A 25,161-nucleotide genomic window follows, 5' to 3' on the forward strand; every position below is an offset into this window, starting at 1 on the left:
CCCGTTTCTGCTATTTTTCGTATCGAAAGCCAAGCTCAAGAGCGACCTGATAGTAAGCGACTTTGTCCTGATCGATCAGGCCGCGCGTTTCCTTTACTTCAAACCAGTCAAGGTTCTGAAGCGACTTTGACGCCGTCGCAATTGCGTTTTGAATTGCATCTTCAATAGATTTTTTCGACGTGCCGACGACCTTAGAAATCGCATAAACATTATCTGACATGAATTCTCTCCATTTGATTGCTTGACTTAGGAACACGCAAGACGCCCTGAAGTTTCGCTCAAAATTCATGTCGTCAAAGCGTTCGTGACTTCCTCCATGGAAAACGCCGGCATGGAGGTAAGCTCGCCATAGCCCTTGGTTTTGTACCAAAGCGAAAGCGCGAGCATCGCTTCGGGCTCTGCCTCGACGACCTCCATAAAGTCATAGGCCCCTTGGGTGTAATAAACTGTCTCCAGTTTCACCTTTAAGGCGTCGAGCTTCTTGTGCACCTGGTCGACACGGCGTGCGGGATCGTCACCCCAACGCGGACCGATCTTGCCGATGATGACATATTTCATGAACGCCTCCTTATTGAAGGAAGGCTACATCACCGCTTCGACACTGGCGACTTCCGGCACATAGTGCTTAAGCATGTTTTCGATGCCGGATTTCAGGGTCATGGTCGATGATGGGCAGCCGGCGCACGCGCCCTGCATGGCGAGGAAAACGACGCCGGTTTTCGGCTCGAAATGTTTGAAGACGATATCGCCGCCGTCAGCCGCCACCGCCGGACGGACGCGCGTTTCGATCAGCTCGATGATCTGCTCGACCACCTCGCGGTCTTCGCCTTCGTAATCTTCAAGCGGCGTTGCCGGCTTGCCTGATCCGGTTTCCATCCCTTCCGTCACCACGGGCAGGCCGGCGGTGAGGAAATCCGCGATGGCGCCGAGCAACGCCGGTTTGATATGCATCCATTCGACAGCCTCCGCCTTGGTCACCGTGATGAAATCAGCGCCGAGATAAACGCCCATGACGCCATCGGTTTCGAACAATGTCTGCGCCAGTGGCGAGGCGGCGGCCGATTCCATGGTCGGAAAGTCGATGCCCAGCGCACCCTCGCCCAGTACCGGCTGGCCGGGAACGAACTTCATTGATTGCGGATTTGGCGTGTCTTCGGTCTGGATAAACATGTGTGGATCCTAACAACGTGCATATGTACCTAATCATTAGCACAAAGATGCGCAACGCCGCGTTTATCTCCTGCATTACGCCGCGTCACGCTCATGTGATGCTTTATTTTTCAAAATTCCAGCGCCGCCCGGAACTTTAATCCCACTCGCCGCGTAACTGAAAAAGGTCGGCCGCGATTGGCGCCGCGTCCGACCGCGTTAGCCATTTCGCGTCAGGGCAATCAATTAGGGAGAAATCGTGCAAATGAATAATAGAAGGGCGCTCAACAGTTTTCTCATTGGCGGGCTAGCCGCCATGGCCGCATCACCGGTCTTTGCTTCCAGCCACATGGACGCGCCAAGAATCACCCTTGATGATGCGGCGAACACGACAGACGTCTACGCGTTTATCAGCCAGGACGCGCAAGGACGGCAATATCTGACAACGGCGCTGGCGGTCTATCCGTTTCAGGAGCCGGGCGTCGGGCCTAACAACTACCAGTTCGACGAACGGGTTCGCTACAGCATTCATGTCTCGCTTGAGGACGCCATCGCCGAGGGCGAGCCATCCATCAGCTATCATTTCGATTTTTCGACGGCCTACGCCAATGACCGCACCATCAGGCAGGCGTTTTTGGGACCAATCGACCCCGCCGGCGACGGCGCGTTTCCGGCGAACCAGAACCTGCGCCAGACTTACGCCATCACTATGGAAGACCACCGCACGCGCCGTGACGAAGTTATCGGCGACGGCCTGCGCGACGGGCTTATCGTGCCGGTGAACAATCAGGGCCTGCTCACGCGATTTTATAATCAAAACGATGACGGCGACATGCCAGCGAAAGAAGGCGTCGCCAGCAACGGCGCACTCGACCCTTACACAGCCTCCGCCGTCGCCGAGCTTAAGGGCGGGTATGTCGCTTTCGCCGGCCAGCGCGATGACGGCTTTTACGCGGACATCCAGTCGATTTTCGATCTCGACTTCAGCTTTGGCGCCAACACCGGAACGCCTTCGAAGCCATTCGACAGTCAGGGCGGCTATAACGTCCACACGATTGTCTTCAATATTCCACTCGATGCGCTCAACATTATCGAGGGCCGCGGCGTCAATGAAACGAGCCGCCCGGCGCAGATTGCCGGCGTTTACGCCACCACCGCCCGGTCGCGCTTTAACCGCGCACGCGGGCCCTACGATCAGGCCGGACGTCAGGGCAACCCGCTTTTCGTAGAAGCGCTTTTGCCGCTCAGCCAGAAAGATCAGTATAATGAAGGACTTCCCGAAGATGACGCACAATATGGCGATGCTGTGGATAACCCGGAACTCCTAGCGCTGCTAGGCGGATCGGAACTGATCCCGGGTCTTCTTCGCTCGATTTTCATTCCTGACATGATCAAGGTCGACCTGACGACGGGGCCGGCGCGCCTTGCGGGCGGTGAAAGCTTTAACAGGCTCGGCGTATTCGGCGGCGATGTTCTCCAAAGCCAGTTTCAGGACCCGTTCGGCAATGGCGGACTGATCCCCGGCGGATGGCCGAACGGGCGCCGTTTCGGCGACGATGTCATCGACATCGCCATTATCGCGCTCGGCCTTGCCGGCCCCGGCCCTGATTTTTCAGGCGTTGAAGCCGACCGCGTCAGCGAGAACGACATCACCTATAATCAGGTGTTTCCCTATGCAGCAACGCCCCTGAACGGCCGCGCGTACACGCTGCGCAGTTCAGGCGACGCAAGCTCCGGCGAATAAGCCCACCGCCGGTCCGGATGAACGAAGGTTCATCCGGATCGTTTTTTCATTCACGAAACAAAAGGGTTTATTATCATGACATCTCGCATCGCACTTTCCGTTTTAAGCATCGCCGCCCTGGGGCTGTCTGCGAGCGCTGCGGCGCACGACTTCTGGCTCGAGCCAGAACAGTTTGTTGCGGGATCCCATAAGAGCGTTCACGTGGACTTCATGGTCGGGCATGCGGGCGATCGCGGTCATTGGAACCTCCAGCAAAACCGTATTGTCTCGCTGCAGCAAGTTTCAGCAGCGGAGACCAAGGATGTCTCTACGGTAACGATGGGCCGCGAGGGCGGCGGAGCGCGCGTTGCAATGGCTCAGGACAGCGCAATCCTTATCGGGTTCGAATCCAATAACGCCTACATCGAACTCTATGCGGAGAAGTTCAATTCGTATCTCGAGGAAGAAGGGCTGACGGCGGTTCAGGACCACCGGCGCGCAACCGCCGGCGAAGCGGAGACCGGGCGCGAATATTATTCCCGCGCCGCGAAAACCATAATCAGCAAGGGCGCAGTCGACGATGGCGAACATCTGACCAAAACGCTCGGCCACAGGCTGGAAATTCGCCCTCTTGAGAACCCGCTGACGCTGGCTGACGATGCGCCGCTGAGCGTCGAAATACTTTACTTGGGCGAGCCGCTTCCCGGCGCTCTGGTTTCTCTTGAAAACATCCGTGTAGATATGTTTCCGGAGAAAAAGCGCAAAACCGACAGTCAGGGGCACGCGGCGTTCGCCTTTCCAAAGCAGGGCGCGTGGAAACTCAACGTCGTCTGGTCGCAGCCTGTCGATGATGAAAAGGCCGACTATGAAACCGTGTTTTCCAGCCTGACATTCAGCTATGACTGACAGTCATGACTAAATACTCTCCAGAAACGCCTTGAGGACCGCCGCGCTGTTTCGCTCTTCGTCTTTTGCCGCGTAGACGAATGTCACCGTTCCGTTTTTGCAAATTGAGTGCAAACGGGCGACTTCATCCTTGTTCGCTTCAAGCTCCGCGCGATAGCGCTTCTGGAATTCCGGCCATCTTGCCGGCTCGTGGCCGTACCATTTGCGAAGCTGGGGGCTCGGCGCGATCTCCTTGAACCAGTCGTCTAGAGCCGCCTCACCCTTCGTCACCCCGCGCGGCCAGAGGCGCTCGACGAGGATACGCTTGCCGTCCTCCCTCACGGGCGCTTCATAAGCGCGCTTCAGTTTTATCTTCATACTGGCCCGTCTTTCGTCAGTTTCCTTGCCTCGCGCCAGACAACCGCGTAAGCGCTAAGAATACGCCGAAAAGAGACGGTCATGGACGAAAACTCAAAAAAATTCACCGATCAGGAAGCGCTCGATTTTCACAGCCGCGGCAAGCCGGGCAAGCTCGAAATCACGCCCACCAAGCCAATGGCGACGCAGCGCGATCTCTCGCTCGCCTATTCGCCGGGCGTCGCCGTACCGGTTCAGGCGATCGCCGATAACCCCGACAGCGCCTATGACTATACCTCGAAAGGCAACATGGTTGCTGTAATCTCTAACGGGACAGCGATTTTGGGTATGGGCGATCTCGGCGCGCTCGCCTCAAAACCGGTGATGGAAGGGAAGTCTGTTCTCTTCAAGCGCTTCGCCGATATCGACTCCGTGGATATCGAAGTCGACACCAAAGACCCTGAAGCCTTCATCAACGCCGTCAAATATCTTGGGCCCGCATTCGGCGGCATCAACCTGGAAGACATTGCCGCCCCGGACAGCTTCATTATCGAGCAGCGCCTAAAGGAAGAGATGGACATTCCCGTCTTTCATGACGACCAGCACGGCACGGCGATCATCGCCGCCGCCGGCCTGATCAACGCGCTCGATATTACCGGCAAGTCGATCAAGGACGTCAAAGTCGCTGTCTCTGGCGCTGGTTCATCTGCGCTCTCGGTTATTGGTCTGATTAAAGCCATGGGTTTGCCGCACGAAAACGCGCTTGTCTGCGATTCCAAGGGCGTTTTATTTGAAGGCCGCACCGACAGAATGGACCAGTGGCGCTCCGCTCATGCTGTTCCGACAGACAAGCGCAGCCTGGCCGAGGCCATGGATGGCGCGGATGTGTGCATCGGTCTTTCTGTCGCCGGCGCCATTTCAAAAGACATGATTAAGTCCATGGCGAAGAACCCGATCATCTTCGTCATGGCGAACCCGACCCCGGAAATCCTGCCGGAAGAAATTCAGGAGGTTCGCGACGACGCCATTATCGCCACCGGACGGTCTGACTATCCGAACCAGGTCAACAACGTACTCGGCTTTCCCTATATCTTCCGTGGCGCGCTTGACGCCCGCGCACGTACAATCAACGAGGAAATGAAGATCGCCTGCGCTGATGCGCTGGCGAAACTCGCGCGCGAAGATGTGCCCGATGAAGTCGCCGCCGCTTACGGCAAGCGTTTGCGCTACGGACCCGGTTATATCATTCCGACACCATTCGATCCGCGCCTTATCTCTGAAATCCCGCCCGCCGTCGCCAAGGCGGCGGTCGAAACGGGCGTCGCACGCAAGCCGATTGAGGATTTAGGCGCTTATAAACAGAACCTCGCTGCGCGGCTCGATCCGTCAGCGTCATTCCTGCAGCGCATCTATTCATCATTACGAGGCTGCGAGACGCCGAAACGCATCGTGTTTGCCGAGGGCGAGGAAGAAGCGGTAGTGCGCGCGGCCTATGCTTTCCAGCAGGAAGGACTGGGCACGCCGATCCTTATCGGTCGCGACGACTATATCAAAAACGCCCTCGCTGACGCCGGACTGCCGGTCAATCACGAGTTTGAGACCTATCACTCGCGCACCTCGAAACATAGCGATCTTTATACGGATTACCTGTACAAGCGATTGCAACGAAAAGGCTATCTTTATCGCGACGCCGTACGTCTGGTGAATACGGACAGGAACGTCTACGCCGCCTGTATGCTGGCACACGGCCACGCCGACGGCATGGTTACCGGCATCACGCGCCATTATGACGTTGCGTTGTCGAACGTGCAGCTCGCCCTCGACCCGCGCCCGGGCGAGCGCATGATCGGCGTCTCGATCATTCTCACCAAAACACGCACGCTCTTTGTCGCCGACACGAACGTAACGGAGCTGCCCAACTCGGAAGAGCTTGCAGAGATCGCCGTTCAGGTCGCACACGCCGTGCGGCATCTCGGCTTCCCGCCGAAGGTTGCTTTCGTTTCCTATTCGAATTTCGGCAATCCGGACACGGCGCATTCACGCCGCGTGGCGGACGCGGTCGAACTGCTCGACAAGCGCCGCGATATCGATTTCGAATATGAGGGCGAGATGACCCCGCGCATGGCGCTGAACGAAGATCTTCGCCAAGTTTACCCATTCTCGCGCCTCAAAGGAGAGGCCAATGTGCTCATCACGCCAGGCGTCCACTCCGCCGCCGTATCAACGAAACTGCTTGGCGAGATCGGCGGCGCGCTGGTGCTTGGACCGGTTCTGATCGGCCTTGAGCGTCCTGTGCAGATCGCTCAGGTCGGCGCCGGCGTGACGGACATTGTCACCCTCGCCGCCATGGCCGCTTATGAACTTGATACCGAGCACCGAAGCTGGGCGGAAAAAACCGCCTAGCGCCTATCGCGGCGGCGTCGCATGCGCCGCGCCCCGGAAGATAGCGTTCATGTAGATGAGATTGAGACCATCGAGATAGGCGCGCACAGTCGGGTCTTGGGTGAAGGCAATCACCTGCCCCGCGCCGCGCGGCTCCGCAATGACGAAGGGCTTGTAGGCAAGCTGGTCACGCGTTTGTTCCCAAAGGTGCCCGCCAACGACAAGTTCATTGGCGCCGGCGAACCGGGCCACATTGGTCCCCGTGTTCAAGTCTACCGGCGTATAGATATCGCCGCCGCGCACCAGCACATTCAGCTCAGGCGCCACGCCAGCGGCGAGCCAGTGATCGCTGTCGACCACCGCTTTCACCATTACACCAGCCGAAGGGTCCGGGCTTTCGGTTTTCGGCTCGACAGCGTTTAGGAACCCTTGCTCATCTTCGATGATTTTGCCTTCAACCGTCGCATCATCCCCTGGGGCGGCAACGCCGTTTTCCTTCGCTGCGTTTTCCCGTCGGGATGACAATAATCCGACCTCGGGGTTCGCCATGAACCGCAATGCGCCGGCCGCGCCAATCAGAACGCCGCCGCGGTCAACCCAGTCCTTGATGCGCTCAGCACCTGCTGCACCAACCTCTTGAGTATAATCGCCCCATGCCGCTGGCAGGACCAACACATCGAAATTATCAAGATATCGGCTTCCGAGTTGCGACATGCGGATGGCTGTGACCGGATAGTCAAACTGACGTTCAATTACATATCGCGTGTTACCTGCGGAGTACGGATTGGTCGGCATGTCCCAAGCGATCGCCACCCGTGGCGCAGGCATCTTCACGACATTGAACGAGCCGAAATTCGGCCCTGACGTCGCCCAGCTATCGGATACGCCGATCACTTCTGCGCCGGTTTCCCCAACAATCTCCTCGAGAATTGCCGGCAGATTGTCTGGGTTGTCCTCGCGTTTGAAAATCAACGCGCCGGCATTGAATTGCATCTCTCCTTCCGCAAGGGTGAACGGCAGGTCAGAGGAATAAACCGTCAGCCCACGGCGCAAAGCAAGAGCCAATAGCCTGGCGGCCGGGCGTTCGCCCCAATTCACGAGAAAAGCAACGCTTGCGTCCGGATTTGTCAGGCCGCCCTCGGAAGCTGTTGGGTCGAATGGTGAAAAATCACCAGCGATCACCAGCGATCCGCAAGCATCCATTTCAACATTAAACATCTGCGCAAGCGACCAGGCCGTTACGTCGTAAATCTGATCCGGCAGGTTTTTTGACCGCAAGCGTTCTTGTTCTTCGAGAAACCCCTGTTCAATTTCGATATTTTCATCAAGCAGCGTGCGAAGCAGGCGCTTTGAGGGCTGGTTGAGGTTGATGATGTATGCGCCGGCGTCATAGCTGGCGCCGCAGGCTTGGAACGCCGCATTCGCCTGAATGACTTCCGCACCTTGCGTGGTCAGGAGGGAGGCGATCTTTCGGGCGCCGGCTGCATCGCGTGTCGCCGGGAAGATGAAACTGCGCACGTTTTCCGTCCGCCCTTCCTCAATTGCGGAGACCCGGTAGCTGTAAAACTCACGCAAGAATTTTTCGCTGTTATCCGCTGTGACTTCCGCTGTGGATAATGACGTGACGAAGTGCTGGCGGACCGTGTCTCGATAGTGGAATTCCTCACCCGTGTTTCTTCGGGCCTTCAGCCCCCGTGCGGACGCCTGTTCATATGTCATGGCGATCGCGCCGTAATAAGAAGGCCAGCTCGCGCCGTACCCCGGATAAAATGCATCGAACACTTCGCGGGTGAAATAATCGAACCCGAAACGATCGAACCAGCGCGCATTATTGCGCCCAAACAGCTCCAGACTGGCGCGCTGATCAGCGGCGAGATGCGGGTTATAGGGAACCGCCTCAGGCGCGAAATAATAGGTGGAATCCGACCCCATCTCGTGGGCGTCAACAAAGACCAGCGGCATCCATTCCCGCAGGATGCGTATACGCCCAACTGTTTCGGGTTGCGTCAGCGCGAACCAGTCGCGGTTCATATCGAACAGATAATGGTTTGTTCGCCCGTTAGGCCATGGTTCGTTTCTTTCCGCGGCAAGTCGGCTCGCTTGCGGCTCCAGACCTTCCGAGGTTTCAAAATTGTGGATAAACCGCGCGCGCCCATCAGGGTTCTGCATCGGGTCAATGAAGACGATGGTTTCGTTCATGATCTTTTGCACGCGCTCGTCATTTTGCGCGGCCAACAAGTGATAGGCCGTCATGATTGCCGCATCAGTCGAAGAAATTTCATTCCCGTGAACGCCATAAGCAATCCATGTCGATCCGGGTAAGGAAGAAATAAGCCTGTCGGCTTCTGCGCGGTTTGTTGCTCGCGGATCGGCGAGCGCGGCGACGCCCGTGCGAACATCATCAAGACGCGCGATATTTTCTGGCGATGAAATCGCCGCATAAATCAGGGGACGGCCTTGCCATGTGCGCGCATATTCCCAGACCTTGATGCGGTCCGGCGCCACTGCTTCAAGCGCCTGAAAATAAGCAACGACATCTTCAGGCTTGGTGATGCGCTCACCGTTTTCGTGCCCCGCGATCGACTGAAGCGTCGGGATAGATGCGTCATACGTTGCGCCGGGCCAGAACGCGAAATCATCCTGGTTTTGTGCGAAAGCTGGCGCAACCAAAGCAACCGCAACGCTATATACCGTTGCAAACATCAACCGGCTGATTTGACGAAACATTCTACCGCCCCTTTAAATTTTTGCCCAAGTTTGAAAGCGTCAGACTATCGCGTCAAACACTTTTTGTCGGCCACTATCCGTCGCCCTTTTTCCGCCGAAACCGTTTTGACTGGTTCCGCACCATCGCCGCCGCCCAGGGGCGCGGCAAAGCTTTTGCCAACCACACCGTAAACTTGTTCCAGGCGCCGGGCACATAGACCACATGGCCGCGTTCAACAGCGTTGATCGCGCCCTCGACAACTGGTTCGGCTTTCATGAACATATATTTCGGCAGTTGAGAAACGAGGCCGCGCGTTTTGTTGACGTCATGAAACTCGGAATATGTGAAGCCGGGACAGAGCGCTGTCGAGTTGACGTTTTTGCCGGCGCATTCTGCGTCAATAGACTGTGCAAAGCTGACAAGAAACGCCTTTGACGGACCATAAAGCGTATGTCCCGCCGATCCCGGAACCAGTCCGGCAACGGATGAAACCTGGATAACCCGGCCGTAATCGCGGGCGATCATACCAGGCAAGAAGGCGCGCGTCATATGCGCATATGAGTTCACCATGAGCTCGAGAAAATCCCTGTGCGCGGTCCAGTCATTTTCCGTAAAAAAGCCGGGGAGACCGAAACCTGCGTTATTGACAAGGATATCGACGGGCGTGTCGTCCTGCGCCAGCGCCCCGGCGATAATCTTGGGCGCCGCGGCGTCAGCAAGATCGGCGGCGATGGTTTTCACCTCAACCCCATGGGCTCTTTTCACTTCACTCGCGAGCTCTTTGAGGCGGTCTTCTCTGCGCGCCACCAAAATCAGATTGGCGCCTTTGGCGGCGTAAATCCTCGCGAATGTCGCGCCGATCCCGGCCGATGCGCCCGTGATGAGCGCCCATTTACCCTGATATTCCATAGTATTTATGCTTAATCCGCTTGCAGGCGTCAGTCCATGACTGCTTTCAAAGCTAATAGCACGGGGCTTGCATCGTTAATTCGGTTAACGCTCCGCCCTGTCTGCTGTTATTCTGGCAAGCAGCAAGGTTATTCAGTCCGGACCACTATGGATAGTATCGAGTTTTTACTGATCGTCGCCGTCTTCGCCGTGGTGCTGTTCTGGTACTTGCAGAACGCCGAACGCGGCTCTGATGGGCTGATCGGTTTGCTCGCGCTGGAAGATGACCCCGACGAGGCTAAAGGCATCAAGAAACAATCTTATCGTCTGAAAGACCGCCCTGACCGAAGCAAGGCCGCCATGCGGGACATCCGTAAGGAACATCACGCCCAGCGATCCTATCGCTTTAAAGACGGCGAAGAACTGTCTCGGGAAGAGCGGCTGAAACAGCGGTTTCGCAGACAGGACGAAGCGCGCTATCGCGTGAAAGACAAAGCCGCAAACTACAAGGCCCGCAAAGGACCGTCCGATTAACCGCCAAGCTGCGCCGTAAGGGCTTGCGCCAATAATGGCAGCCCCAGCGCCATCACAACGCTGATCACCAGACCAATCAGCGCCTTAAACGCGTCCGATCCGACGATTTTCGCAGTACCGCCGACAGATCGAACTTTGTCGATTGTCGCAATGGCGAATTCACGGCCGGCAATAAGTCCGAGGAACACCCAGGTTGTCGACATCGGAATATCGTTCATTTCTTTGAAAAAGAACAAAAGCGACGCGTAAGTGAAGTCGATGATCGTCGCCGAGCGAATGTCCGTTACGCTGGTTTTTGTTTTCAAAATCCGCTGTACGGGACCGCCCCTGTTCCAGAAGGTGTAAGCCAGCAGCAAGATAATGACGCCAACCGAAACCGCCGCTTCCGTAGGGTTTAGCTGGGCTGCGCCAGTAGCCGTTTCCCCCCGCGGCAGGTAGATATAGATGTTGGCGAAGTCCTGCATCAGCCAGACGGACCAAAGATATCCTGTAGTTATCCACTGGGCGAGCACCCAAACAGGCGCATGCTGTTGCGCCGCCGTCTTTAAGAACCACCGCTCCAAAGTCGGCGCAAGCGCCGCATAGATAAGACCGCCAGTAACAAAGGCGACCGCATAGCCGATCAGCGATTTGGTCAGCATGCTGTAAAGGCCGCCCATGGTGGCGAATATCGTCAGCACCATGAACGTCGTCGAAACCGGAATACCGAACCGCGTCAGCACCAGCAGCACCAGCGGCGGCAGCGCGTAATACCACTCGGGATCGATGATGATCGGATATTTTTCAGTATTATTTAATCGCCCGAATGACGGATCGCCTTCATTCGTGATGTAGCCGTAGGTGAAGACAACCACGAGCACTGTAGCCGCGAACAGGAACAACGCCCACCATGGCAAGCGCCGATTGGAGTTGATGAACGTGCCGAGCGTTTGCAGGGCGTCATTGCCGACAACCGCATAAGCAGCGAAAACAAAGCCGACCGCCGCCCATAAACCGATATCGATATCCATGCCTGCTCCTTGAGACCCGGCTTAACGCCTATCAGGGGCGCACATTGCGCGCCTCTGTCAAATTCGCGCGCACCCTCTATTTTTTTTGTTTCACAATTGTGACAAAACGCCGAAATTCGGGGGGAATCTTGCCTATATCCGCTGCAGGTAAGGATGAAAGCGCAAAGAAATATGATGGACGGCTCAAAACCGACTGAAACAAACCGGCCAATCCACGCGCCTGACGGGCATCCCGCCATTGCTCAGGGCCGTGTCGGCGTATTGCTGGTCAATCTCGGCACCCCGGACGCGCCTGAGGCTGGCGCGGTTCGCCGCTATCTGCGCGAGTTCCTGAGTGATCAACGCATTGTCGATCTGCCCCGCGCGATCTGGTTGCCTGTTCTTTACGGGATTATCCTGAACGTCCGCCCCGCCGCAACAGCGCGGAACTATAAAAAGATCTGGCGTGAGGAAAGTGATGAAAGTCCGTTGCGGTACTATACGCGCGCGCAAAGCGACGCGCTTGCAGCACAATTTGAGGGCGCCGTCATAGACTGGGCCATGCGATACGGAAATCCATCGATCGAATCGCGCCTTGACGCCATGACAGCGCAAGGCTGCACGCGAATTCTCATCGTGCCGTTATATCCGCAATATTCCGCGACAACGACAGCCAGCGTGACTGACGCCGTCTTTGACGCGGCCAAAGCAATGCGCTGGCAACCGGCGATCCGCGTTGCGCCAGCCTTTCATGATGAACCGGCTTACATCGACGCCCTGGCTGCCGAGACGGAACGCCATTTCAACACGCTCGACTGGAAGCCGGAGCGTGTGATCATGTCTTTCCACGGCCTGCCGCAACGATACTTCGATGCTGGCGATCCATATCATTGTCATTGCGCAAAGACAGCGCGCTTGCTTCGCGAAAAAATGGGATGGACGGACGAGTTTGCGCCGCTAGCGTTCCAGTCAAAGTTCGGACGCGAGAAATGGCTGGAACCGGCAACGGACGCCACCATCGAAGAGTTGGCGCAAGCTGGCGTCAAAAACCTTGCTGTTATCATGCCGGGTTTCGTTTCAGACTGTATCGAGACACTCGAGGAAATCGATATCTCGGGGCGGGAAATTTTCATGGCTACAGGCGGCCAGAATTTCACCGCCGTCCCCTGCCTCAATGACACACCTGAAATGACTGCGCTACTCACAGCCATTACGGAAAGGGAAACCGCCGGCTGGCTGTAACTTGCTTTTTTAGAGCGCGCCCACAAAAAGTGAACGCAGTCTACGTTGGCCGGTATGTCACGCGAGCGCCATTCCCCAAAAGAACGCCAATCGGACGCAAAAACGTTGAGTGATCGCAGATGGTTTTCACGATCACCAGCACAGGGATGGAGATAATCGCGCCAGCCGGCCCCCATATCCATGTCCAGAAGCTGATGTTCAAGATAACCGCCAGGGGGCTCATGGTCAGACGCTGACCAATAAGCAACGGCGTTACGAAGTTCGATTCAATAAAGTTCAATGCGATATAAATGCCTGCCGGCGCCGCCATCATCAATGCTTCGTCATAGTTGACCAATCCGGAAACACCGAGCAACGCGGTTAATGTAATGGGCCCGAGATAAGGAATAAAATTCAACAGGGCCGCAAGACCGCCCCAAACAAGCGGTGACGGCATGCCGATCGTCTGCATCGCTACGGCGGTCGCAACGCCAAGGCCGAGGTTAATCATCAGCATCGTGAACATGTAAGAGCCGACTTTCTTTTCAACCGCCCCAAGCATGCGCGCCATTTGCCGCCGGCCACTGACTTTCGTGCGGATCAAAATAAGTTTTCGCCGGATATCGAGTCGTGACGCCAGGAAGAAATAGGTCAGCACGGTCGTGAACAGAACCTGTATCAGAATTGTACGCAAGAATGACGCAAGCGCCGCACTCAAGCTTGGGCTTTCATCTACCTTGACGCTTTGCGTACGCTGCTCATCACCGATTTTGGCAAGCTCATCGACCTGTTCGGAAACGTCCTGAACCTTGTTCACCGCTTCTTCAACGCCGATCAATTTCTTACGCGCGTCAGTTAGCATTTCGGGTAATCTCTCAAGCCATGCAGCGCCAGGCTGAATGATCAGGTAAAGCGCGCCAATAAACAGGGAAAAGAAAAACGCCACGACGAAAAGGGACCCGACCGAGTTCGGCAACCCGCGTCGCCTTAACCATTCCGTCGCCGGCGCGAGCAACACGCCGAGCACTGCCGCAGTGGCGATAGGCAAGAACACCGGCTTACCAAAGTACAGCGCAACGCCAGCAGCCACCACAGCAATGATGGTCACGCCTATTGCGGTGACATAGCGCGCACTGTCAGCAAACGTGGCTTCTTCATGAGGCTGCAACAAGCGCAGGGCCATACTGCGCGACATAACCCCATGAGAAACAGGGCTTTGACGCGCCCGGCCTGGCGCACGATCCGCTTGTCCCGACCCATCCATGGATCATTCCTCCGCCTGCATCTCGCCCCTTGCTGCGAGACGCAAACACGTCAGCGGTCAAATAATTCCATCGTCAGGCAGCGCCGACGGTTAAAAGAAAGAAAGTCACGTAAACCGCAAACATGGCGGCGGCGAGTAACGCTGCGATGATGGCGCGCCATTTCATGCGGGAAAAGCTTGTCTGGCGCGCCACGTCCGCGACAGCCTCGCCAACTTCGCTCGAAATGCTGTGGGCGTTGTACTTTGAAAAAGCGAGCCAGTAGCGCGCTGGCCCTGTTTCCATCGCCAGCATGGCCTCTGCGTAAGCGCGCTCAAAAGCGATGCCGGCCACAAATTCAACCAGCGCCTTACGCGGATTCCATCTGTGTTTGCGGATATGGCGCCACGCCGGGGCCATGTATGGCAGCGTTCTAAGGGCATCGCGCAGGACAAACACCGCAATCAGCGCGCTTGTGACGATCAACAGACCCTGATGCGTGAGATGACCTTCGGCAAATAGAAGGTAAATAGCCGCGACCAAGCCGGCTTTGACGCCCAGCGAAAGCCCGAATGACACTAGACGTTCGGAAATGACTTCATTGATATGCTTGTCCAGCTCCGCAATTGCCCTCGTTCGGGCAATTTCGATCTCTGCAGGCAGGCGTTTTTCAATTTCCCGGTCCACAGCGCGCCGTCCATAAGCCGCTGCACCGCCAATGGCCATCGCCGCAATGAGAAGTAACCGTCCGATCATATCGTTTATTTCGCCGCCCTGCGCGACAAACACCGCCAGGCTCAAAAAGTTGCTTTTATATCGTTAAACCTTTGTGACGTTTCAAGCAGAGAGCCGTAGGCCCCGCTTTGCCAAAAAATACGGTTTTGGCATGAAACCATTCCCCTGCTCTGCTGTTTGTGTCTGGAAAGTAAATTTGACCACCAGAATTAAAGTGGGAGTATTCTCATGACGTCTACAGATAAAGTTAAGGACGCAAGCGCTGCTCTGGCGGATGATGTCGCTCAGCTTCGCAAGGACTTTAAGACCCTGCGCGATGACATTTCGTCATTGGCTAGCGCTGGCGCCAAAGAAACAAAATCGCAATTAAAAGATGGCCTCTCCAAAGCCGAACATCAGGCGGAGGCGACAATGGACGCTGCGACCTCGGAGCTATTGGAAATCCAGAAACAAACAGAAAAAGCGATCCGCAAAAACCCCATCTCAACTGTCGGCGCGGCGCTCGCCATCGGATATTTCGTCGGCAACATGCTGTCGCGGAGGTAGCGCGATGCTTCGGCGGCCAATGAAAAAGGCGCGCCGCGCTTTTGAGGGTGCGGCCGTTGAAGCGGCGTTCATTCTCGCGGCGCTGATTGTCGCCTGTGGCGCAATACTGTTTGCCGCTGCTGGCTTCGCCATGTGGCTGTCCACAGTCATGCCAGCGCATTTCGCCATGATCCTTACAGCAGCGATGATCGCCTTGGTCGCTGTCATTATCTTTCTCGCCGGTCATCATATGGAAGCGCCGGAACCTGAGCCGGAAGAAGAACCGGACGATTCAAGTCCGATGAAGGGCGTTATGAAAACCGTCGGATCACTCGGCGGATCTGCGGACGTCATCGCCGCTAACCTGATGGCGCGGCAGTTCAATCGGGCGCCCGTCTCCGCTCTTGCGGCGACAGTTGCATTGGGGGCGTTGCTGGGCATGGCGTCATCGCATTCCGATGATGCTGACGACAGCTAAAACACATCTGGACGAGTTAAACGCCGGATGCTTCATTGCATCGCGTGAAAGTCTTTTATTCCGACACATTCAATCTGAACCTGCCGCCGGGGCATCGGTTTCCCGGAAATAAATACGGTAAACTACGCCATGCGCTGCTGCAGCAGAAAATCCTGTCAGAAGATATGATGCTGGCGTCGGAATTGATCGATGACGCGGCGCTATTGCGCGCGCATTCGCCTGAATATGTCGCCTCTATCGATGATGGTACAATCAATCCATCGGCCATGCGGCGCATCGGCTTCCCATGGTCAGAACATATCGCCTTGCGTGCAAGAGCGACCATGGGCGGCGCGGTGGCGGCGGCGCGCGCGGCGCTTGACGATGGCGTTTCAGGGCAGCTCGCCGGTGGCACGCACCACGCTCATTACGACTTCGGGTCGGGCTATTGCGTGTTCAACGATTTCGCCGTGGCGGCGCTGGCGTTACTTGCCGAAGAGGCCGTTTCAAAAGTCGCTATCATTGATCTTGATGTCCATCAGGGTGACGGAAACGGCGCCATACTCAGCCCGCGCGAGGACGTGTTTGTTCTTTCCATACACGGCGAGAAAAATTTTCCATTCCGGAAAGTCACATCAGACCTTGATCTGAACTTACCCGACGGCGTCGAAGATAAAGAATATCTCTCAGCACTGGCCGGCGTTCTGCCCGCCGTGTGGGAGTTTAAACCGGATATTGTGCTTTATCAGGCCGGCGTCGACCCATTGAAAGAAGACCGGTTGGGGCGCATGGCGCTGACCCATGAAGGGCTGATGGCGCGTGACAGACTTGTGTTATCGGAATGCAAAAAACGCGGACTGCCCGTATCAATCGCCATTGGCGGCGGTTACGCCAACCCGATTGACGCCAGTGTCGCCGCTTACGCCAACACTTGGCGCGCCGCGAAAGATGTGTGGGGTTTTTGATCTCAACTCATCTACTCATATCCGCGCTTCATCGAAAAAATGCGATGAAGGCCTGAAACGACGACAGTGTCGCGGACCTGTTCGCTATATGGTGATTGGCAGTCGAACATTCACGAAAAGCTGGAACACGATGAAAAAACCAACGGCATTTTTCCTGGCGATGGCGGTATCAGCGCTCGGCGTGAGTGCGGCGCAAACTGACCCAGGGTCTTGCTCGGCTCCGCTCGTCGCTATTTCGTCTGAAGGCGACGTTCTGTCTGGTGAAAAGGCCGCTCTGATCGACGCTGTAAATGCGGGGCGCACAATTCGCGTCGGGTTCGGCCTCGGCCAGGGCGACACAGACGGCTACTTTCTAACACACTGGTTCGAAGCGCGATTTATTACCGTCTTGGGCGACGATGTTTTCACCCAAACGCCATTTATTCATCGACAGCGCCCAGATGCCGATGCAAGCGACATTTTTCTTACGGATGAAAGCCAGAAATGGGTCGCCACCATGGGAACAAATGGCATCCTGCATTCGCGTTTTCTGGATGATTCAAAAGTCGCAACGCATAAGGTCGATTCGTGGTGGTGCGCTTCTTAATAATCGCACCATCCCACAAAATCAGGCGGGGCTCTTAACGGCGGCGCTGACCCGGTCGATAAACCCATCCACCTCTTCTTCCGTCGTCCTGAACGAAGCGATCAGTCGGTTCATGCGGCCTTCGGCGGGATCGCCCGGCGTAATCCATGGATAAAACGGCTCTCCCGCTGCACGCAGTTTCTCTGCCGCATCGCCGGGAAAGCATGCGAACACCTCGTTGATCTCAGTCGGGTAGGAAATTTCAACGCCGTCAATGGCGGCAAGCCCGTCCGAGAGCCGCTTGCCCATGGCGTTAGCGCGCGCAGCCAGTCGCAACCACAAATCATTAGCCAGATAGGCGTCGAACTGCGCCGAGATAAATCGCATTTTTGACCACAGATGTCCGGCGCGCTTGCGGCGAAAGTCAAAATCTTTCGCCATGGACGGGTCGAAAAACACCACTGCTTCCGCCGCAAGGCAGCCGTTTTTCGTGCCGCCAAAGCATAAGATATCGACGCCGGCCCTCCACGTCATGTCTGCCGGGGACGCGCCTGATGAAGCGACCGCATTGGCGAACCGCGCGCCGTCCATATGAACCGTCAGATCCGCATTATGCGCCGCGTCGCACAGCGCTTTCAATTCGCCTGCGGAGTAAAGCGTGCCGCATTCCGTAGCCTGTGTTAGGGATAAGACCGAAGGCGGACTCCCATGCGGCGGGCGATATGGAAATCCTTTTAGCGCTTTCGTAAACCCGTCAACTGTCAGCTTGCCGCCTTCACCGGGAACCGGGATCAGCTTTGCGCCGCCCGTTAAAAATTCCGGCCCGGCGCACTCATCCATCTGCACATGACTTTCTTCATGACAAAAAATCATGCCGTAAGGCGGTGACAGAACCGAAAGCGCAAGACCGTTTGCTGCGCCGCCCGTCGCGACAAAATAAACGGCGCATTCGCGCTCGAAAACCTGGGCAAAACGGGCCTCAACCCGCTTTGTCAATTCATCGCCGCCATAGGCAGGGACGGCGCCGTCATTGGCCTTGGCGATGGCGTCGAGAATTTCCGGCGCGGCGCCGGCCCAATTGTCTGATGCAAAGGTCATATTTGGAAACCTTGCTGCGACGCCGGCCGGCGTCAAGTAGACATCATTGCGGCGGCGGCGTATTCTCAACATTGCATCGCGCGGGGATCGCCCACCGCAAGATCCCCGTCAGTTCGGACATTCTGAACATAAAGGGGAGAGATATGCACAGATCATCATCGCTGTTATTCACCGCCGCCTGCCTGGCGTCGCCAGCAGCGGCCCAAACCATCGCCAACGTCACCGCTGCGCCGTCCGAAGCCGAAATCGGCGAGGATGTAACAATCATCGTTACACGCTCCGGCGTTGTCGACTGTTCCGCGCAGATTGTATTCGGCGACGGTTCGCCGCCACAATCCTTTACCCTGACGGATCAGCCCGAAGAATTCACCCATGCCTATGACGCGGCCGGGGAGTACACAGTCACGGCGAGCGCCGGACGAGGCGTTATTGCGTGCCAGGGAGAAGCAGCAGACACTGTATCGATTACCAGCGGGAGGAGCGGGGGCTCGTGGAAAGACGACCTGCAGACATCCGAGGATTATCAGGGGCCGACGCCAAACCGGAACGGCAGCCGGCGGACGCCGCCCTTGCCGCCTCCGAAAAGCCTTGAAGATACGCCGCTCTATGACGTTCTTAATGAGACGCGCGTCTTGTTAAGCAGCGATCCCGGCGTTTCGGTTTTGGAATGCGGCACGGATGGCAACCAGAATGCATGCAACGCCTTTTATCACTATGCTGAAGATTGTGTGGGCGGCGAAGAGTTCTTCAGCCCTACTCAAGGCGTGGCGATTTACGGCCTGCACAAAAACTGCGGATCGGCCGGTTACGATACCGGTACGGACCGGTATCAGATTTCACTCAAAAACGGCTGGTATATCAGTAAGGTCGTCGAAGTGCTGATCAATCCTTCGAGTTCCGACGACACAGCGACCGTATCCCCGATCCCGGCGGGCGTAGGGGTCAGCGACGCAGTCATCACTGCGGACTGGAGCGCGTCGCCGGCGGACGAAATAAGCTATTGGGTGCGCATCGAAATCACAGGGCCGAAAGATAAAAGCCCGTTTTAACCGAACGCTGCGAGAAAGGCTATGAAATCATCAAGCGTGCGAACTGCCCCGGCGCTCAACAACCGCTCGCCGTGGCCTTCGAAACAATGCCCGCCACCAAGAAACCCCCAGACGGTCATCCCTGCGGCTCGCCCGGCCTTTACGCCATTTTCGCTGTCTTCGAGCACCAGACATCTCGCCGGATCGGCCGTCAGTTTTTCTGCGGTGTAAAGAAAAATATCCGGCGCCGGTTTTCCGTGAGCGACAAGGTCGGCGGAATAAACATGCGGCGCGGCTAGCTCGTAAAGTCCCGTTCGTTCCAATTTTGATTTCAAAAAATGCGCACGCGAGGATGATGCAACGCCGATACGGCTGAAGCACTCTCTTGCCCTTTTCAGCGCAGTGTCCGCATTCCGGATAATTTGCAAAGCATGACGTTCGCGACGACGCCCGGCGAGAACAAGGTCTTCGAAATTATCCGGCGCTTCTTTTTCAAATGCTTGTCTGAAGTCATCCCTCAGTACAGTAAAAAATGCGCTGTCATGCAGGCCGACAAATTTCCGCACATACTCTTGCGGAGAATAATGAAGCCCGAACTCTTCAAGAGCCGCACGCTCTCCCTTGATCGCCAGCACTTCGGAATCGACAAGCACGCCATCGCAGTCGAATATCACTGCATCAAAAGCATTTAGGTTCATGCAGAAAACTTTTCCAGTTGCGCGAGCTCTGATTATTGCAGCGCCGGTTGTCCGCCCCCTTATGCACGCCGCAACACGATAAGAAAAGACGAAACGCAACTTTGAAGCGAATTATATCTATCTGCGACACGCCACAAAAACACCTTGCTCTTTCCATTCACTTTCTTGTTCGCACGCTGAGTAACCCGGCGCTGGTTTCCGCTTTTTCTTGTCTTGAGCATTTTTGCAGCGTAGAAAATAAGTCGAGTTGAGAGGGCTGATCCTGCTGTAATTCAACTGACAGGCGACATACGTTTTTTGCGCTCGCCGCAGGGATGAATTTACAGGGTTTTATAGTTACGGGGTGCGTAAAATGACAAAATTTTTCATGATACTGGCAGCCGTTGGCGCAATCACGGCTTCGACCGCAACGCTCGGCGCGCGCGCAGAAGAGCCGGAAAACGAAGGGGCCGCCAAGTTTTCTGAAGTGCAAAAGCTTGGCTATTTGGGGCGCACAAGCCGCTCAGCGCTCACCCGGAGCGTACTCGACCGGCTGAGAGCGAGAAAGTACCACGCTGAAAACACGCTTGAACGGCTGGTAATGTGGCACGATGTGGCCCTTGATTCTGTCGCGCTCGATCACACGCCAGACCCTGATACCGGCGCCGTGCCGTTCGTTCAGGGAGGCCCCACGCGCACCAGCCGCGGGCTCGCCATGACGCAGACAGCCGTGTTCGACGCTCTCAACGCCTTCAGCCTTGAATATGTGTCTTACAATAAAGTCGGTCGCGCGCACCCTTTTGCGTCAGAGGACGTAGCGATCGCCTGGGCGGCGTACACAGTTCAAAAAGCGCTCTACCCGGAACAGGCCGAACGGCTCACCGCAATTCTTGAAGACGATCTGCGCGACATTCGCGCCGGCAACCTTGCCCGCCGGATGGGACGCAAGATCGGTGAGAAAGCCGCGGTCGCCATGCTGAAAAACCGCGCCCGTGACCGCTCGCGCGATCCCGAACCACAGTTTGGCGAAGGCGGACGGGTTGGCGATGGAACGACCAATTATTTCGGCGAGAAGGTGAATGCCGCATCGACAAATATCGGCGAGTGGACGCCAGATCCGAACACGCCCGAGTTTTCCGGCGACTTTAACTTGTCGCTCGGCGCATTCTGGGGCGGCGTGGCGCCATTCGCACTCGACAGCGGCGATCAGTATCGCTTGCCGCCGCCGCCTGCGGTCGGTTCGCAAGCTTACAACGACGCCTTTGCAGAAGTCGCGTCGGTTGGCGGCGCGCCGGAAAACACAAACACGCCAAGCCTATCGACACCTGAAAAACGGTTTATCGGCAACTTCTGGGGCTATGACGCCGTGCCGCTGCTGGGCACGCCGCCACGCGCATATAACCAGATTGCCGTTCAGGTTGCGATGCAGGAAGGTATTGACGATCCGCTTGAGCTCGCTCGACTACTCGCCATGGTCAATGTCGGCCTTGCTGATTCTGGCATCGCCGCGTGGGACAGCAAATGGTATTATAACTGGTGGCGTCCGGTGACTGGCATTCGCGCTGAAGACGGCGCAGCAGGAACCAACAATGATCCTGCCTGGGACCCGGTCGGCGTTTCGATCGTCAATGTTGAGCTGCCCAGCGGCCAGGCATTTCTCCGCCCGACGCCGCCATTCCCGGCTTATCCGTCAGGGCACGCGACATTCTGTTCGTCCATGATCCAGCTTCTAATCTCGTTCTTCGGCGATGATGTTGCGTTCTCTTTCACTTCTGACGAGTACAACGGCGAAGGTGTTGACCCGTTCAACGGCGCGCCGCGACCGCTTGTGCCGGTCTTGTATGACAACCTCTCTGACATGCAGATCGAGAATGGATTGAGCCGCGTTTATAACGGCGTGCACTGGAGCTATGACAATCTTCAGGGCCAGGTGCTGGGAACCAATATCGCGCAGCATATCCTCAACGATGTGGAAGCTTTTCAACCAGTTGATCACTGGCGCCCGCGCCGAAACAAGGTACTGGACCGTAGACGTTGATTGAAAAGATCGCGGGACGCTCTTTAATCCTGCTTACAACTCACCGAGGCTAGGATGAAACGCCGTCTTCTTGCGGGACTGACAATGGTCGCGGCGACAGCGTGCAACGCCGAGCTGGAAGAGGACGCCCGCGTTTTGGATGCTTCAACGCAAACTGACGAAAGCGATTTGTCACGCGGCGCCATAGAAGGACGCGAATTCAACGCCATCGAAATCGACTCCATGCGGCCGGCTTTCGAAAAAGAGACGGTGATCAAACTGAACACCATCGTCAGAAGGTCATTGGAAACCGCTAACGAATATACGGCGGGCATTCGGGATATTCGCGTAATGGTAACTGCTGCGGCCCAGGATGACGCAAGCGACAAGCAAGTTGCACAAGCGCTGACAGGCTTAAAGCAACTTGAAGACTGGCACGCGCAAGCGCTATCCGCGCAGACGGATATGAACGCCGCAGTGGCGGCGCTCGAAACAAGTGGTGAAGACTACAGCGAAGAAATTCTCGCCGGCATGGTTCAATATGTGAACGACGTCGAGCGTTTATTGCGCGAAGAAATCGAAACTCTAGAAAAAACGTTCTAGCGACTATGCTCGACAACCTAGTAAAAAAGGGCCCGCAAAAGCGGGCCCTTTTTCTTTTCGGTAATGTATGTTTGGCGTTAGCCAGCAAGCGCCGCCAATAGCAGAAGCGCCACGATGTTCGTAATCTTGATCATCGGGTTCACCGCCGGGCCCGCCGTATCCTTGTAAGGATCGCCCACTGTGTCGCCGGTGACAGCGGCTTTGTGAGCTTCGGAGCCCTTGCCGCCATGATTACCGTCTTCGATGTACTTCTTGGCGTTGTCCCAGGCGCCGCCGCCCGCCGTCATGGAGATAGCGACGAAGAGACCTGTAACGATCACGCCGATAAGCATCGCGCCGACCGCAGAAAGCGCAGCCGACTTGTCAGCCACAACGGAGACAATGCCGTAAACAACCAGCGGCGACAGGATCGGCAACATGGATGGAACGACCATTTCCTTGATCGCCGCACCCGTCAGCATGTTAACCGCACGTGCGTAATCAGGGCGCTCTGTACCCTGCATGATGCCCGGCTTCTCCTTGAACTGACGGCGCACTTCCTCAACGATGGCGCCCGCCGCGCGGCCAACGGCCTGCATGGCGATGCCGCCGAAGAGATAGGGCAGAAGACCACCGATCAGGAGTCCGGCAATAACGTACGGGTCAGAGAGTGAAAACGAGACGTTCACATCCGCAAAGAACGGAAACTCCGTCGGATGCGCGACAAAGTGCTCAATGTCTTTCGTATATGCCGCGAACAGCACCAGCGCGCCGAGGCCAGCAGAACCAATGGCGTAACCTTTGGTAACGGCTTTCGTCGTGTTGCCGACCGCATCAAGCGCGTCCGTCGTTTCGCGAACGGAACCCTCAAGACCGGACATTTCAGCGATGCCGCCGGCATTGTCCGTAACCGGACCAAATGCGTCGAGCGCAACGATCATGCCCGCTAGCGCCAGCATGGTCGTCACCGCCGTGGCGATGCCGAAGAGGCCGGCAAGGTTGTAAGCCGTGACAATGCCGACAACGATGACAAGCGCCGGAAGCGCTGTCGCTTCCATGGAAACTGCAAGGCCCTGGATAACGTTCGTGCCGTGACCGGACTCGGACGCCTTCGCAACGGATTTCACAGGGCGATAGTCAGTGCCGGTGTAGTATTCCGTGATCCAGACGATCAGGCCCGTAACGACAAGACCGAGAATGCCGCAAAGGAACAGCGACAGGCCAGTGAAAGGCGACCCGCCTTCGGTCGTTCCGATCTGTTCTGAAAAACCGAACATCTGGAACGTAACGATGCCGATGGCGACAAGCGATAGAACGCCAGTGATAACGAGGCCCTTGTAAAGAGCGCCCATGATGTTGGTTGAGCCCTTGCCCAGCGATACGCCGTAGGTGCCGGCAATCGAGGTCAGGATGCAGACGCCGCCGATGGCAAGCGGATAGAACATGAACTGCGCGGCGTTAGCGGTGAAGAGGATCGACCCCAGCACCATGGTCGCTGCGACAGTCACGACGTAGGTTTCGAAAAGGTCAGCAGCCATGCCGGCGCAGTCGCCGACATTGTCGCCAACGTTGTCAGCAATCGTCGCCGGGTTGCGCGGATCGTCTTCGGGAATGCCGGCTTCGACCTTGCCGACCATGTCGCCGCCAACGTCGGCGCCCTTGGTGAAGATGCCGCCGCCGAGACGTGCGAACACTGAAATCAGTGATGCGCCAAGAGACAATGCAACAAGTCCGTTGACCACCGCACGGCTTTCAGGCGCGTGACCGAGGCCGACCGTGAGGATCGCGTAATACGCTGCAAGACCGAGCAACGCGAGACCGGCAACCAGCATGCCGGTGATGGCGCCTGCTTTAAACGCAACCGAAAGACCTTTGGCTAGGCTTTCACTTGCAGCCTGAGTCGTGCGTACGTTTGCCCGCACCGACACAAGCATGCCGATGAAACCTGCCGCGCCCGACAACACCGCGCCAATGGCGAAGCCGACAGCGGGGATGAAGTCGAACTTGAACGCAAACAGCAAGACTAGGAACACGACGCCGCCGGCGATGGCGATCGTTGTGTACTGTTTGTTGAGATAGGCCTGCGCGCCCTCTTGAATGGCGGCGGCGATTTCTTTCATGCGGTCTGTGCCGGACGGCAGCGATAACACCTGGTTTACGGTGAAGGCGCCGTACAGAATGGCTGCCAAGCCGGCCCCAATGACCGCCAATAGCGCAATGCTCATTTTATACCTTCCTAGGATTTCATTGTGATGAGTTGTGTGAACGCTGACATGGCCGCAGCGTAAGGGTCACGCCCCCGCGCGCGCTTCAACCAGCTCCCGTTGATGTCGGCGCGGAAACTGGCAAAGCCGGTCCGTAAAATCAACCAAAACTTGCTGCAACGCAGCTATGAGGTTGGTCCGCCTTACGGCGTTCAGTTTTCAGGCGGCGGGT

The 25,161-nt window shown here is 56.7% G+C and carries 24 protein-coding genes; 12 read left to right on the forward strand and 12 right to left on the reverse strand.

The window, feature by feature from the left end:
• Positions 1–10: 10 nt before the first annotated feature.
• The 3 genes from PUV54_RS05640 to PUV54_RS05650 form a co-directional block, all read right to left on the reverse strand.
• Positions 11–220 carry a dodecin gene (locus tag PUV54_RS05640; RefSeq protein WP_274494617.1) on the reverse strand — a complete coding sequence of 70 codons (210 nt, stop codon included), beginning with the start codon at positions 218–220 and terminating at the stop codon, positions 11–13.
• 65 nt (positions 221–285) lie between these two features.
• The gene (locus PUV54_RS05645) at positions 286–558 is read right to left on the reverse strand and encodes a GYD domain-containing protein (protein WP_274494618.1); all 273 of its coding nucleotides are present in this window, start codon (positions 556–558) and stop codon (positions 286–288) included.
• A 24-nt stretch (positions 559–582) separates the two neighbouring features.
• Positions 583–1,170 (reverse strand): NifU family protein, encoded by a 588-nt coding sequence (locus PUV54_RS05650; protein ID WP_274494619.1) that lies wholly within the window; start codon positions 1,168–1,170, stop codon positions 583–585.
• A 244-nt stretch (positions 1,171–1,414) separates the two neighbouring features.
• Between PUV54_RS05650 and PUV54_RS05655 the strand changes: the two genes are divergently transcribed.
• Positions 1,415–2,893 (forward strand): DUF4331 domain-containing protein, encoded by a 1,479-nt coding sequence (locus PUV54_RS05655; RefSeq protein WP_274494620.1) that lies wholly within the window; start codon positions 1,415–1,417, stop codon positions 2,891–2,893.
• A 75-nt stretch (positions 2,894–2,968) separates the two neighbouring features.
• Entirely contained in the window at positions 2,969–3,778 is an 810-nt protein-coding gene (locus PUV54_RS05660) for a DUF4198 domain-containing protein (RefSeq protein WP_274494621.1), read from the forward strand.
• A gap of 9 nt (positions 3,779–3,787) precedes the next feature.
• Here PUV54_RS05660 and PUV54_RS05665 read toward each other — a convergent pair whose 3' ends face one another.
• Entirely contained in the window at positions 3,788–4,135 is a 348-nt protein-coding gene (locus PUV54_RS05665) for a DUF488 domain-containing protein (RefSeq protein ID WP_274494622.1), read from the reverse strand.
• 81 nt (positions 4,136–4,216) lie between these two features.
• Here PUV54_RS05665 and PUV54_RS05670 point away from each other — a divergent pair, with 81 nt between their 5' ends.
• Positions 4,217–6,517: an NADP-dependent malic enzyme gene (locus PUV54_RS05670; RefSeq protein WP_274494623.1), complete on the forward strand. Its 2,301-nt coding sequence runs from the start codon at positions 4,217–4,219 to the stop codon at positions 6,515–6,517.
• Between the two features lie 3 nt (positions 6,518–6,520).
• Here the strand turns inward: PUV54_RS05670 and PUV54_RS05675 are convergent, their stop codons facing one another.
• The gene (locus tag PUV54_RS05675) at positions 6,521–9,223 is read right to left on the reverse strand and encodes a M14 family zinc carboxypeptidase (protein WP_274494624.1); all 2,703 of its coding nucleotides are present in this window, start codon (positions 9,221–9,223) and stop codon (positions 6,521–6,523) included.
• A 73-nt stretch (positions 9,224–9,296) separates the two neighbouring features.
• Entirely contained in the window at positions 9,297–10,112 is an 816-nt protein-coding gene (locus PUV54_RS05680) for an SDR family NAD(P)-dependent oxidoreductase (protein ID WP_274494625.1), read from the reverse strand.
• A gap of 36 nt (positions 10,113–10,148) precedes the next feature.
• Between PUV54_RS05680 and PUV54_RS05685 the strand changes: the two genes are divergently transcribed.
• Positions 10,149–10,625, forward strand: a complete 477-nt coding sequence (locus PUV54_RS05685; RefSeq protein ID WP_274494626.1) for a hypothetical protein — start codon at positions 10,149–10,151, stop codon at positions 10,623–10,625.
• Here PUV54_RS05685 and PUV54_RS05690 read toward each other — a convergent pair.
• A complete protein-coding gene (locus PUV54_RS05690) occupies positions 10,622–11,635 on the reverse strand; it encodes a hypothetical protein (protein ID WP_274494627.1) in 1,014 nt (337 codons plus the stop codon). The two genes, PUV54_RS05685 and PUV54_RS05690, sit on opposite strands and share 4 nt — an antisense overlap.
• A gap of 153 nt (positions 11,636–11,788) precedes the next feature.
• Between PUV54_RS05690 and hemH the strand changes: the two genes are divergently transcribed.
• The gene (gene hemH / locus PUV54_RS05695) at positions 11,789–12,856 is read left to right on the forward strand and encodes a ferrochelatase (protein WP_274494628.1); all 1,068 of its coding nucleotides are present in this window, start codon (positions 11,789–11,791) and stop codon (positions 12,854–12,856) included.
• A gap of 40 nt (positions 12,857–12,896) precedes the next feature.
• Here the strand turns inward: hemH and PUV54_RS05700 are convergent, their stop codons facing one another.
• The gene (locus tag PUV54_RS05700; protein WP_274494629.1) at positions 12,897–14,099 is read right to left on the reverse strand and encodes an AI-2E family transporter; all 1,203 of its coding nucleotides are present in this window, start codon (positions 14,097–14,099) and stop codon (positions 12,897–12,899) included.
• Positions 14,100–14,172: 73 nt separating this feature from the next.
• Positions 14,173–14,832: a hypothetical protein gene (locus PUV54_RS05705; RefSeq protein ID WP_274494630.1), complete on the reverse strand. Its 660-nt coding sequence runs from the start codon at positions 14,830–14,832 to the stop codon at positions 14,173–14,175.
• A gap of 207 nt (positions 14,833–15,039) precedes the next feature.
• Between PUV54_RS05705 and PUV54_RS05710 the strand changes: the two genes are divergently transcribed.
• The 4 genes from PUV54_RS05710 (at position 15,040) to PUV54_RS05725 (ending at position 17,344) form a co-directional block, all read left to right on the forward strand.
• On the forward strand, positions 15,040–15,357 hold the full coding sequence (locus PUV54_RS05710) for an ElaB/YgaM/YqjD family protein (RefSeq protein ID WP_274494631.1): 318 nt from the start codon (positions 15,040–15,042) through the stop codon (positions 15,355–15,357).
• A gap of 19 nt (positions 15,358–15,376) precedes the next feature.
• Positions 15,377–15,814 carry a hypothetical protein gene (locus tag PUV54_RS05715; RefSeq protein ID WP_274494632.1) on the forward strand — a complete coding sequence of 146 codons (438 nt, stop codon included), beginning with the start codon at positions 15,377–15,379 and terminating at the stop codon, positions 15,812–15,814.
• A 44-nt stretch (positions 15,815–15,858) separates the two neighbouring features.
• Complete coding sequence (locus tag PUV54_RS05720) at positions 15,859–16,758, forward strand: histone deacetylase family protein (protein ID WP_274495211.1); 900 nt, start codon at positions 15,859–15,861, stop codon at positions 16,756–16,758.
• Positions 16,759–16,888: 130 nt separating this feature from the next.
• Complete coding sequence (locus PUV54_RS05725; RefSeq protein ID WP_274494633.1) at positions 16,889–17,344, forward strand: hypothetical protein; 456 nt, start codon at positions 16,889–16,891, stop codon at positions 17,342–17,344.
• Positions 17,345–17,365: 21 nt separating this feature from the next.
• On the opposite strand, the gene PUV54_RS05730 is transcribed toward PUV54_RS05725, so the two are convergent.
• Complete coding sequence (locus tag PUV54_RS05730) at positions 17,366–18,421, reverse strand: threonine aldolase family protein (protein ID WP_274494634.1); 1,056 nt, start codon at positions 18,419–18,421, stop codon at positions 17,366–17,368.
• A 143-nt stretch (positions 18,422–18,564) separates the two neighbouring features.
• Here PUV54_RS05730 and PUV54_RS05735 point away from each other — a divergent pair, with 143 nt between their 5' ends.
• Positions 18,565–19,470 carry a hypothetical protein gene (locus tag PUV54_RS05735; protein ID WP_274494635.1) on the forward strand — a complete coding sequence of 302 codons (906 nt, stop codon included), beginning with the start codon at positions 18,565–18,567 and terminating at the stop codon, positions 19,468–19,470.
• Here the strand turns inward: PUV54_RS05735 and PUV54_RS05740 are convergent.
• Entirely contained in the window at positions 19,467–20,147 is a 681-nt protein-coding gene (locus PUV54_RS05740; RefSeq protein WP_274494636.1) for an HAD family hydrolase, read from the reverse strand. The genes PUV54_RS05735 and PUV54_RS05740 overlap by 4 nt on opposite strands.
• Before the next feature lie 352 nt (positions 20,148–20,499).
• Here PUV54_RS05740 and PUV54_RS05745 point away from each other — a divergent pair, with 352 nt between their 5' ends.
• Together PUV54_RS05745 and PUV54_RS05750 are read left to right on the forward strand one after the other, a co-directional pair.
• A complete protein-coding gene (locus tag PUV54_RS05745) occupies positions 20,500–22,164 on the forward strand; it encodes a vanadium-dependent haloperoxidase (protein WP_274494637.1) in 1,665 nt (554 codons plus the stop codon).
• Between the two features lie 54 nt (positions 22,165–22,218).
• On the forward strand, positions 22,219–22,746 hold the full coding sequence (locus PUV54_RS05750) for a hypothetical protein (protein ID WP_274494638.1): 528 nt from the start codon (positions 22,219–22,221) through the stop codon (positions 22,744–22,746).
• A gap of 77 nt (positions 22,747–22,823) precedes the next feature.
• Here the strand turns inward: PUV54_RS05750 and PUV54_RS05755 are convergent, their stop codons facing one another.
• Positions 22,824–24,950, reverse strand: coding sequence for a sodium-translocating pyrophosphatase (locus tag PUV54_RS05755; protein ID WP_274494639.1), 2,127 nt, complete (start codon positions 24,948–24,950; stop codon positions 22,824–22,826).
• Positions 24,951–25,161 lie beyond the last annotated feature (211 nt).

The organism is Hyphococcus flavus (genome assembly GCF_028748065.1).
Taxonomy (GTDB): Bacteria; Pseudomonadota; Alphaproteobacteria; order Caulobacterales; family Parvularculaceae; genus Hyphococcus; species Hyphococcus flavus.